This is a genomic window from Rhodococcus sp. (in: high G+C Gram-positive bacteria) (assembly GCF_049286785.1).
Lineage (GTDB): Bacteria > Actinomycetota > Actinomycetes > Mycobacteriales > Mycobacteriaceae > Rhodococcus_F.
This window is the reverse complement of record NZ_JBAQEO010000162.1, coordinates 1-9,846: the sequence shown is the minus strand read 5'-3', so window position 1 is coordinate 9,846 and position 9,846 is coordinate 1. Positions and strand designations below refer to the sequence as shown.

Genomic DNA, 9,846 nt, shown 5'->3' with positions numbered 1-9,846 from the left:
GAGACGCGCGCATTCGACGGCTGCCTGGGTGTGGAGGTGCTGGTCGACTCGTCCGATCCCGCACACTGGCTGCTGATCGAGAATTGGGAGTCGGAGGAGCACGACGCCGCCTACCGCACCTTCCGTGCAGGTCCGGGCGCGATCACCGACCTGGGGCCACTGCTCGCGGGTGCCCCGGCCGTCGCGAAGTACACGGCCGACGACACCGTCTGATTCGCCACGTCGATGCGGGCGCCCGGGAAGATGACCCGGGTGCCCGCATCACGGCGCCGAGGATGAGGTGGCGGTGCGGTGCCTCAGCGAGGCGAGGTCCCCACCACCAGCGGCAGCGACGCGTCGGCCGTCCACGCGGTGAGAGAGCCGTCGTATACGGCGACGTCACCGCGTCCGGCGAGCGCCAGCGCGTGCGCGACACCGGTCGCCGCGATGCCGCCTCCGCAGTAGGTCACCGGAGTCACTGCCGGATCCAGCAGGCCTGCCTGTTCGAAGAGCGTGCGCAGGTCCTCCACCGGCCTGAGCGCACCGGTCTCCGGGTCCTTCAGCTCGAACACGGGCAGATTGACACTGCCGGGAATGTGCCCGTTGCGGGCGTAGGTGCTGCGCTCGCCGCTGTACGTCTCGGGGTCGAGGACGTTGACGATCACGGTTCTCTCGTCGTCGATCGCGTCACGCACTTCCTGCGTCGAACGCAGCAGCTCGGGTCGCCTGCGCGGCGTGAACGACGCGGGGGTCACCTCGGCGGGCCGGTCGGTCACGGGGTGTCCGGCAGCACGCCACGCAGGCAATCCGCCGTCGAGTACGGCGACGTCGTCGAATCCCTCGAGGCGCAGGTGCCACCAGAATCTGGTGGCCCAATACCCGTCGTGCTGGTCGTAGACCACCACGCGGGTGCCATCGCCGATACCGAGGGTGCCGGCCGCTGCAGCGAATCGCTCGGACGACGGAACGGTCCAGGGCTGCGAGGCTTCGGGGTCCGCGAAGTCGGTGAGCAGATCGGCGAAGACCGCACCGGGAATGTGCTCGGCGTCGAAGGTGGCGCGGCCCGGTTCGACGGTGTAAGAACCGTCGGCAGGGAGCGTGAGGTGGGTGGACGAGTCGACGATGACGAGATTCGGGTCGCGCTGGTGCTCACGCAGCCAATCGACCTGGACCGAATTAGGGAATCCGCTGCTCACGTGAATCTCCTTGTGCTCGAGCAATGTTTGGATGGCCCACCTTAGCCCGCGGGATAATCGGGTGGCAGGCAAGGAATCACCACGAACAAAACTCTGGCGCGTTGGAGCGCATCCAGCCGAAACGCAGTCAGGCGGCCGGGTCGAGGTCGACGACCAACGGCACGCCGGTGGCTGCCTGGACGTCGTCGACGGTGACACCGGGTGCGACCTCACGCAGGGCGAGTGTGCCGTCGCCCACCACGTCGATCACCGCGAGGTTGGTGATGATCCGGTTCACGACGCCCTGGCCGGTGAGCGGCAGGGTGCACGTGTCGACGATTTTGGCGTTGCCGTCGCGGTCGGTGTGCTCCATCAGGACGATGACACGCTCGGCGCCGTGGACCAGGTCCATCGCCCCACCCATGCCTTTGACCATCTTCCCGGGAACCATCCAGTTGGCGAGGTCACCGGTGCGCGAGACCTGCATGCCGCCGAGGACGGCGGTATCGATGTGGCCGCCGCGGATCATTCCGAACGACAGCGCCGAATCGAAGTATGCGGCACCGGAATTGACGGTGACGGTTTCTTTGCCCGCGTTGATCAGGTTAGCGTCGACCGCGTCCTCGGTGGGGTACGGGCCGGTGCCGAGGATGCCGTTCTCGGAGTGCAGGATCACGCGAACATCGTCGGTGAGGTAGCCGGGAATGAGCGTCGGCAGCCCGATTCCGAGATTGACGTATTCGCCATCGATCATCTCGGCGGCGGCGCGAGCCGCCATCTGGTCACGGGTCCAGCCGGTGACGGGGACTGTTGCGGTCACGACGGGCTTCCTTCCGCGCGCACGGTGCGCTTCTCGATTCGCTTGTTCTGAGGTCCGGTGTGCACGATGCGCTGGACGAACACGCCCGGCAGATGCACCTGCGCCGGATCGATCTCGCCCGGCTCGACCAGCGTCTCCACCTGAGCGATGGTGATCCTGCCGGCCATCGCGGCGAGCGGGTTGAAGTTCATGGCCGTCTTGTCGAAGACGAGGTTGCCGTCGGTGTCCCCGATTGCGGCGTGGACCAGCGCGTAGTCGGCGTTGATCGCCTCTTCCAGCACGTAGCGCTTGCTGCCGAACACGCGCGTCTCCTTCGGCGGCGAGGCGACCGCGATGGAGCCGTCGGGCGAATACCGCCACGGCATTCCGCCGTCGGAGATGGGAGTGCCGACGCCTGCGGGGGTGAAGAAGGCCGGAACACCGGCACCGCCTGCGCGCAGTCGTTCGGCGAGGGTGCCCTGCGGGGTGAGTTCCACCTCGAGTTCCCCGGCCAGGTACTGGCGCGCGAACTCCTTGTTCTCTCCCACATACGACGCCGTGACGCGTCGAATCCGTCCGGCGGAGAGCAGAATTCCGAGTCCGTGGTCGTCCACTCCGCAGTTGTTGGAGAAGACCTCGAGATTGTCGACGCCTGCTTCCTCGAGGGCGGCGATGAGCGCATCGGGAATGCCGCAGAGCCCGAACCCTCCCACCGCAAGCGATGCCCCGCTCGTGATGCCCGCAACCGCCGCTGCCGCGGAATCGTGAACCTTTCCTGCCATCGTCTTCCCTTCTCGCAACTTGCGTCCATTCGCTAGACGCCGATGTTCCGATCTCCAGGCAGTTTTCTTTGCCGCCGTGGCGACGCAGCACCCAGTAGAACGTGCACGTCCTGCTGTTTCAAGCGTTTCTACGAGATCCATGACATCTTGTTCGCCGCCCGGACGCCACGGTCCATTCCGTTCATTGAGTGAACGCTATGATCGGACAGATGAACGAGGAGACACGGGGACCCCATGTCGTAGGACGGGTCGGAGCCCTGCTGCGGGCTGTCGGGGCGCACGAGCCCACCGGCGCGTCCACCACGGTGCTCGGACGCGAGGCCGGGCTGGCCCGTCCCACAGCGCACCGGCTGCTGTCGTCGTTGGCCGACGAGGGCCTTCTCGACCGCGATCCCAAGACGGGCCGGTGGGCCCTGGGCCCCGAGCTCTACCTGCTGGGTGCGGCCGCCGCGACCCGCTACGACATCACCACCCATGCCCGTGGCGTCCTCGACCGGCTGGCACGGGAGACCGGTGAGAGCGCCTTCCTCTCGGCTCGGCGCGGAGACGAGACGGTCTGCATTGCAGCCGAGGACGGCAGCTTCCCCCTACGCTCACACGTCCTGCACGAGGGGATCCGTTTTCCGCTGGGCGTCGCCTCGGCGGGACTGGCGATACTGTCCCATCTTCCCGATCGCGAGATCGACGACTACCTTGCGCGGACCGACCTGGAGCCGCGGTGGGGCGCCGACCACAGCGAGCATGCGCTGCGCGAACGCATCGCCCGCACCCGTCAGACGGGGTACGCGGTGAATCCGGGGCTGATCGTCGAGGGCAGCTGGGGCATGGGCGCGGCGGTGTTCGACCGGGACGGCAGACCGGCGTGGGCGCTGAGCCTCACGGGTGTCGAGACACGGTTCCGTCCCGAACGTCATCACGAACTGGGCACCATGCTCCTCGAGCAGGCGCACGTGCTCTCACAACTTCTGCAGTCGCGCGGGTAGGCACGATCGTTCGAGGACCGGTCACGCAGGCCTGCTCAGTTCCGGATGTGCTGAGCCGCACGCTCGACGGCCCGCTTGATCTCCAGCTGCGGCGGTTCGGCGGCCGGCTCGCCTTCGCGGGTTTCGCTGCTGCCCTCCGCCGTCAGGAACGGGCGAACCAGGTCGAGTGGGAGCGGGAAGACGATGGTGGAGTTGTTCTCGCCGCCCATCTCCCCCAGCGTCTGCAGATACCGCAGTTGCAGGGTGGTGGGATTGCGGCTGATCACGTCGGCGGCGTCGGCGAGCTTTGCCGAGGCCTGGAACTCGGCTTCCGCGTTGATCACCTTCGCGCGACGCTCACGTTCGGCCTCTGCCTGGCGGGCGATGGCCCGTTGCATGTTGGCAGGAATTTCGACGTCCTTGATTTCCACGGTGGTGACCTTCACGCCCCACGGTTCGGTCTGCTGATCGATCACCTTCTGCAGGTCTTCGTTGAGGCGTTCCCGTTCGGACAGCAGGGCGTCGAGTTCGGCCTTACCGAGAATCGAGCGCAGCGTGGTTTGCGCGATTTGCGAAGTGGCCGCGAGGAAGTCCTCGACCTCGACGATCGCCCGGTTCGCGTCGATCACCCGGAAATAGGTGACGGCCGTGACCTTGGCGGGCACGTTGTCGCGGGTGATCACTTCCTGGACGGGAATCTTCAACGTGACCGTCCGCAGACTGACTCGTTCCATGCGGTCGATGGCCGGAATGAGCAACACCAGACCGGGGCCCTTGAGGTCGATGAGTCGGCCGAGCCGGAACACGACACCCCGTTCGTACTCCCGCAGCACCCGCACGGCGCTGCTCGCGAGCAGCGCGAGGAGGGTGATCGCGACGAAGAGGGCGATGACGATGGTGGTCATAACGGCAACTCCCACGGTTCGCGGCGGTGCACGGTGAGGGTGAGGCCACGAACCTGTTCGACGATCACGGATTCCCCGGCAGTGGGCATTTCGTCGTCACCGAAGCGCACCTGCGCCCGCCACAGGCCGTCGGTGGTCTCGACCTGCCCTTGGCGTCCCGACCAGGTGCGGACCGTCGCGTCGGTACCGATCAGTGATTGCACCCCGGTGCGTACGGGTGCCCGACTCGACCTGAGCACCTTCCGGCCCGCCACCGCGGTCACACCCAGGCCCACCACCGCCACACCCACGGTGGCCGGAACCGCGACGACCTGATCCACATCGGTGGAGGTGAACAGCAGCCACACACCCGCCGCGGATGCCAGTGCACCCAACCCGCCGAGCACCCCGGCGGTGGGCGCGTGGGCCTCGACGACGATGAGCAGCACACCCAGTATCAGGGCCAGTACACCTAACGCGGCCATTTCTCGTCACCCACGATCACGTTCGTGAGAGCCTGGCCGCACCGCACAGCCACCTGGCGATCAGGCCCTCACCTTCAACCGTAAGCGAGTTTGCGGGGTCATGCCAGGGGCAATCGGCTCCCGCTCTGCCACACTCACCTCATGCACACGAGTCCTGTTGTCGTCACCGTCGCCGGCCATGGTGAAGCGACGTTTCCGCCCGAGCGGTGCACGGTGTCGCTCGTCGTCCGGATCGAGACGGGCGACGTGGAACGGTCCGTCGCCACGGCCACCGCGACGGTCAAGCAGCTCACCGCCCTGATCGCGGAGCGGTTCGACAGCGACCACGGCCCCATCAACTGGTGGTCGCTCGATCAGGTGCGGCACTCCCGGCACCGGCCGTTCAATCAGGACGGCCTTCAGCTGCCGTATGTGTACCGCGCCGAGGCCGCGCTGGAGGTGAAGTTCAGTCGGCTCGAGGCGATCGGCGCGTTCGTCGACTCCGCGTCGACGCTCGAAGGAGTGAACATCGGGAATTTCGACTGGGCGCTCACCACCAAGAGTCGGGCGGCCCGCATCGCCGGCGTACGGGAGCTGGCGATCCGAGATGCCCAGTCGAAAGCCGAGACCTATGCGAAGAGTGTGGGACGCAGCAGTGTTCATCCCGTGGCCATCGCCGACCCCTGCATGCTCGGTGTGGATTCGTCGTCGTATCACGGCGGTGTTGGAGCACGCGTCTTCGCTGCGGGCGGGGCAGCGGAGCCCATTGCGTTGAAGCCGGAGAACATCACCCTCACCGCCGACGTGCACGCAAGGTTCGAGGCGTGGTGAGTCGGAGGTCCATCCGGGCAGCCGCCTTCTGGACTCCCGCGTAACGTTCGGGCAATGACCAACACAGATCACGGCGATCCCGGCGACGCCCCGACCGTTCCACCGGCATTGACGGAGGTCGTGAACCCCACCCGCCCGTCCGCGGCCGAGGAGGCCAGGACGGTCGCGGCGTCGACCAACATCGGCACTCTGGCGAGCCTGACCAAGGACGGCGACCCCTGGGCGTCGTTCGTGACGTACGGCCTGCTCGACGGCGCCCCGGTGCTGTGCGTATCGCAGATGGCCGAGCACGGTCGCAACCTCGCGCACGATCCCCGCGCCAGTATTGCGATAGTTGCTCCGGCTCCACCGACCGATCCGCTGGCCAGCACCCGGATCACGCTCGCCGGGTTCGTCGAGCGACCGGAAGGCGACGAACTCGCTGCTGCTCGGGAGGCCCATCTGGCAGCCGTCCCGGCCGCGCACGTGTACGTCGATTTCAGCGACTTCTCGCTCTGGGTTCTGCGGGTGCAGCGGGTTCGGTGGGTGGGCGGATACGGACGGATGGACTCGGCCACAGCCGAGGCATACGCCCAGGCCTCGGCGGACCCGATCACCCCGTCGGCCGGCCGCGCGATCGCACACCTCAACGCCGACCATGCGGACGCCGTGCTGGCAATGGGCCAGAAACTCGGCGGCTTCCCGGACGCGACCGCCGCCACCTGCGAGGGTGCCGATCGCTACGGGTTGGACCTCAGGGTCACCACGCCGCGCGGAGTCGCCATGACACGCGTCGGTTACGAGTCTCCGCTGAACTCGATCGACGAGTTGCGGGCTGCATCAGTTGCTTTGACGCGTCAAGCTCAAGGGGCCGGCAACTCCTGAGCCAACGGGGCACCCTGAACACGTTCACGTTGGGGAATCGGGTGCGGGGTTCTCGAAGTGCCCGTGGCGTCCCGCACCGGCCGCGAACTCGGCCGCTCCGCGGGCGCCCTCGGCGGCCACGATCGGATTGCCGGCGACACCCTCGGCCCTGAGCGCCTCCGCGAGCGGCAGATCGAATGACCGGAAGACGGATGCGCGGTCTGCCAGCATGCACAGCTGCGGAAACACGGTGAGCTGGCGCGCGAGGTCCTGCGCAACAGCCAGCGCCTGACCGTCCGGCACCACCCGGTTTGCGAGCCCGAACGACAACGCTTCCTGCGCGTCGACGGGGCGCCCGGTCAGGATCATGTCGAGTGCGCGCCCCTGTCCCACTATTCGCGGTAGCCGCACCGTTCCGCCGTCGATCAGCGGCACTCCCCAGCGGCGGCAGAACACGCCGAAGACCGAGCTCTCCTCGCAGACACGCAGGTCGGCGAGCAAGGACAATTCGAGGCCCCCGGCCACCGCATAACCACTGACAGCTGCGATCAACGGCTTGGACAACACCATCCGAGTGGGACCCATCGGTCCCGTGCCGCCGCCTTCGGGGTCCAGTTCGTGAACACGCGCGGGATCGGAGACCGCCGTCAGATCGGCTCCCGCGCAGAAGGTTCCGCCTGCACCCCACAGAACCGCCACCTGCTGAGAGTCGTCTGCGTCGAACTCCTGAAATGCCCCGCGCAACTGGGCTGCCATCGGACCGTCGACGGCGTTCTTGCGATCCGGCCGGTTCAGGACGATGGTGGTCACTCCACCGGCGCATTCGGTATAGACGTCGGAGTCGCGCCGATTCGGCTCTGTCACGGAAAGGTCCTCGCTCCCTGATTGGGTTCCCCGTGGCGACGAGGAATTTCCAACACCAGCTTTCAGGAGTCGTCGGAGAATCGCTACACACGGCACCGGTCGCCTGTGCCGGTGCAAGCATGCGCGGCGGCTCCCCTACCGGAGCGCGCTGCGCATGAGTGCCGCGGTGTCGTCGTCGAACGCCACCAAGGTCACTATCTCCACATCGGTGCCCGCGGAGGTGATCGCGTTGACTGCCTGCTCCACCGCATCCGCCTTGGGCCAGCCGTACACACCTGCGGAGATCAGCGGGAATGCGACGGTCCGGGCGTCGAGCGTGTCCGCGACCGCGAGGCTCCGCGTGTATGCCGCACGTAACAGGTGTGAGCGGTCCTCATGGTGCGAGTACCGCGGGCCGACGGTGTGGATCACCCAGCGCGCCGGCATTCTCCCGGCAGTGGTCGCCACGGCAGCTCCGACGGCCAGACCGTCGGGCAACGTCGTGGACCGCAACCTCTTGCAGGCCGCGAGGATCTCCGGCCCACCGGCCCGGTGGATTGCCCCGTCCACTCCCCCGCCACCGAAGAGCGACGAGTTGGCCGCGTTGACGATGGCGTCCCTGGTCAGCCGGGTGATGTCGCCCTCGACGACGTCGATGATGGTCATGCAACTCTCCTGAATTGATGTCGGACGTGCTCGCTACCTGCCGGAGTTCCGCCCGAACCATGGTGTCGAGAACATTATTCGGGTTTCGGCCTAGCAACGTCGAGTACCGGGCCGGCTCCGTCGCGCCCGCCATTCGTGGTCTTCACGGCCAAGCGCACCAGGTCCGTGGTGGTGTATCCGGGCCAGCCGTGCAAGATCCGACGCCAGCGGGCCGGGACGGCGGACGCTCCCCAGCGGGCGCCGAGCAACCCGCCCGCAATCGCCGCGGTGGTGTCGGTGTCTCCGCCGGCGCGGACCGCGGCCTCGAGAGCCCGCTGCAGATGCCGTGCGTCCGAGGCATCGGTGGAGGTGATGGCCCACCACGCGGTCTGCAGGGCATGGACCACCCACCCGTTGTTCGCGAAATCTGCGGGTGCTCCGTGTTCGGCCTGATCGAGCAGCGGTCCCCAGAACTCGGTAACCTCCGACGGCGTGACCTGTAGGTAGCCACGAACCCCATCGAATGTCCCGTGCACCACCGCGTGACGAATCGCGTACGTCCACAGTTGGCAGGCCTGCGTGGCCGTCGGATCGTCGTGCGTGAGGGCACCGATCTGCAGCGCCGCGTCGAGGCATCCTGCCTCGTCGTCCAGATACGCGAGAGCGACCGGTGCGGTGCGCATCAGTGACCCGTTGCCGGCCTTACGCCCGGCCAGGGCCTCGGCCCGCCGTCGCATCTCATCGGCGCTGCCCGGACGGTGCGAGAGCACCGAACGGGTCTGATTGCCAATATCTTTCGGGCGCGAGTCGAACCATCGAACGAACTGGCCGGCAATGGCATCCAGTCCTGCACCCTGCCGGAGGTCCGTTCCCGTGGCCGCGACCTCGGCGATGGCCAGTGCCATCGATGTGTCGTCGGTCCACTCCCCGGGCGCCCACTCGAACGGTCCCCCGCCGATCATGTCGATCGACGCGTCCGTCGCCGGATGGGTGAACTCGTAGCCGGCGCCGAGCGCATCGCCCGCGGCCGTCGCGAGCAACACTCCCGCGGCACGATCGCACTGCCGTGATGCCACCTTCATCTCACACCCCTTTGATCAACTATGCGCTAACAATAGATCAGCAATGAGATAACATGCAACAGTGCCCGAATGGATGGATTCGAACGGAAAGCGACTAGCGGACTACGAGCACCCGTCGGCGGCAGTCGACACCGCGGTGCTCACCTACTGCGACGACGCGCTGCAGGTGCTGGTGGTCGAACACCGCCTCGGGAAGCTGGCACTGCCCGGAACCTTCCTGCACGCCGACGGCCGACGCCGCGAACGGTTCGCCGACGCCGCCGAGCGCGCGCTGCGGGAGAAGACCGGCCTGTCGGGAATCCAGTTCCATCAGCTGGCCGTATTCGACGATCCCGACCGCGACGAACGGGGCTGGGTGATCTCGATGGCCCACACCGCGGCGGTCCCGTTCGAGGCACTCTCCGACGATGCCGTCCTCGTGCGGGTGATCGACGGCAAACCTGAGCAGAGCCTGGCGTTCGATCACGACGACATGGTGCGACTCGCCGTCGACAATCTGCGAGCCCGGTACACCCAACAAGTCGACCCGGCCCGGTTGCTGGGTGAATCGTTCACCG

The 9,846-nt window shown here is 67.2% G+C and carries 13 protein-coding genes; 5 read left to right on the top strand and 8 right to left on the bottom strand.

What is annotated here, in order from left to right:
• On the top strand, nucleotides 1-213 hold a 213-nt coding region (locus WAW17_RS06705; protein WP_422332223.1), incomplete at its 5' end, for a putative quinol monooxygenase.
• 83 nt (nucleotides 214-296) lie between these two features.
• Here the strand turns inward: WAW17_RS06705 and WAW17_RS06700 are convergent.
• The 3 genes from WAW17_RS06700 to WAW17_RS06690 all read right to left on the bottom strand — a co-directional run bounded on the left by WAW17_RS06700 (nucleotide 297) and on the right by WAW17_RS06690 (nucleotide 2,735).
• Nucleotides 297-1,175 (bottom strand): sulfurtransferase, encoded by an 879-nt coding sequence (locus WAW17_RS06700; protein WP_422332222.1) that lies wholly within the window; start codon nucleotides 1,173-1,175, stop codon nucleotides 297-299.
• 127 nt (nucleotides 1,176-1,302) lie between these two features.
• A complete protein-coding gene (locus WAW17_RS06695) occupies nucleotides 1,303-1,974 on the bottom strand; it encodes a 3-oxoacid CoA-transferase subunit B (protein ID WP_422332221.1) in 672 nt (223 codons plus the stop codon).
• Entirely contained in the window at nucleotides 1,971-2,735 is a 765-nt protein-coding gene (locus WAW17_RS06690; protein WP_422332220.1) for a CoA transferase subunit A, read from the bottom strand. The genes WAW17_RS06695 and WAW17_RS06690 overlap by 4 nt, the downstream gene beginning before the upstream one ends.
• Nucleotides 2,736-2,944: 209 nt before the next feature.
• Here WAW17_RS06690 and WAW17_RS06685 point away from each other — a divergent pair, with 209 nt between their 5' ends.
• Complete coding sequence (locus WAW17_RS06685; protein ID WP_422332219.1) at nucleotides 2,945-3,718, top strand: IclR family transcriptional regulator; 774 nt, start codon at nucleotides 2,945-2,947, stop codon at nucleotides 3,716-3,718.
• Nucleotides 3,719-3,753: 35 nt separating this feature from the next.
• Here the strand turns inward: WAW17_RS06685 and WAW17_RS06680 are convergent, their stop codons facing one another.
• Nucleotides 3,754-4,602, bottom strand: coding sequence for a slipin family protein (locus tag WAW17_RS06680; protein ID WP_422332218.1), 849 nt, complete (start codon nucleotides 4,600-4,602; stop codon nucleotides 3,754-3,756).
• The gene (locus WAW17_RS06675; protein ID WP_422332217.1) at nucleotides 4,599-5,066 is read right to left on the bottom strand and encodes an NfeD family protein; all 468 of its coding nucleotides are present in this window, start codon (nucleotides 5,064-5,066) and stop codon (nucleotides 4,599-4,601) included. The genes WAW17_RS06680 and WAW17_RS06675 overlap by 4 nt, the downstream gene beginning before the upstream one ends.
• Before the next feature lie 141 nt (nucleotides 5,067-5,207).
• Here WAW17_RS06675 and WAW17_RS06670 point away from each other — a divergent pair, with 141 nt between their 5' ends.
• Entirely contained in the window at nucleotides 5,208-5,876 is a 669-nt protein-coding gene (locus WAW17_RS06670) for an SIMPL domain-containing protein (protein ID WP_422332216.1), read from the top strand.
• Between the two features lie 54 nt (nucleotides 5,877-5,930).
• Entirely contained in the window at nucleotides 5,931-6,740 is an 810-nt protein-coding gene (locus WAW17_RS06665; RefSeq protein ID WP_422332215.1) for a HugZ family protein, read from the top strand.
• Between the two features lie 24 nt (nucleotides 6,741-6,764).
• Here WAW17_RS06665 and WAW17_RS06660 read toward each other — a convergent pair whose 3' ends face one another.
• The 3 genes from WAW17_RS06660 to WAW17_RS06650 all read right to left on the bottom strand — a co-directional run bounded on the left by WAW17_RS06660 (nucleotide 6,765) and on the right by WAW17_RS06650 (nucleotide 9,289).
• Nucleotides 6,765-7,583 carry a crotonase/enoyl-CoA hydratase family protein gene (locus WAW17_RS06660; RefSeq protein ID WP_422332214.1) on the bottom strand — a complete coding sequence of 273 codons (819 nt, stop codon included), beginning with the start codon at nucleotides 7,581-7,583 and terminating at the stop codon, nucleotides 6,765-6,767.
• A 135-nt stretch (nucleotides 7,584-7,718) separates the two neighbouring features.
• Nucleotides 7,719-8,228 (bottom strand): O-acetyl-ADP-ribose deacetylase, encoded by a 510-nt coding sequence (locus WAW17_RS06655; protein ID WP_422332213.1) that lies wholly within the window; start codon nucleotides 8,226-8,228, stop codon nucleotides 7,719-7,721.
• 74 nt (nucleotides 8,229-8,302) lie between these two features.
• Entirely contained in the window at nucleotides 8,303-9,289 is a 987-nt protein-coding gene (locus tag WAW17_RS06650; RefSeq protein ID WP_422332212.1) for an ADP-ribosylglycohydrolase family protein, read from the bottom strand.
• A gap of 61 nt (nucleotides 9,290-9,350) precedes the next feature.
• Here WAW17_RS06650 and WAW17_RS06645 point away from each other — a divergent pair.
• Nucleotides 9,351-9,846, top strand: a 496-nt coding sequence (locus tag WAW17_RS06645; protein ID WP_422332211.1) for an NUDIX hydrolase, incomplete at its 3' end; no start/stop codon positions are given.

What these genes read in the sequence shown, in the direction of transcription:
- WAW17_RS06690 (WP_422332220.1), bottom strand. Translation starts at nt 2,735, where the DNA reads ATGGCAGGAAAGGTTCACGATTCCGCGGCAGCGGCGGTTGCGGGCATC.
- WAW17_RS06655 (WP_422332213.1), bottom strand. Translation starts at nt 8,228, where the DNA reads ATGACCATCATCGACGTCGTCGAGGGCGACATCACCCGGCTGACCAGG.
- WAW17_RS06675 (WP_422332217.1), bottom strand. Translation starts at nt 5,066, where the DNA reads ATGGCCGCGTTAGGTGTACTGGCCCTGATACTGGGTGTGCTGCTCATC.
- WAW17_RS06670 (WP_422332216.1), top strand. Translation starts at nt 5,208, where the DNA reads ATGCACACGAGTCCTGTTGTCGTCACCGTCGCCGGCCATGGTGAAGCG.
- WAW17_RS06665 (WP_422332215.1), top strand. Translation starts at nt 5,931, where the DNA reads ATGACCAACACAGATCACGGCGATCCCGGCGACGCCCCGACCGTTCCA.
- WAW17_RS06680 (WP_422332218.1), bottom strand. Translation starts at nt 4,602, where the DNA reads ATGACCACCATCGTCATCGCCCTCTTCGTCGCGATCACCCTCCTCGCG.
- WAW17_RS06650 (WP_422332212.1), bottom strand. Translation starts at nt 9,289, where the DNA reads ATGAAGGTGGCATCACGGCAGTGCGATCGTGCCGCGGGAGTGTTGCTC.
- WAW17_RS06685 (WP_422332219.1), top strand. Translation starts at nt 2,945, where the DNA reads ATGAACGAGGAGACACGGGGACCCCATGTCGTAGGACGGGTCGGAGCC.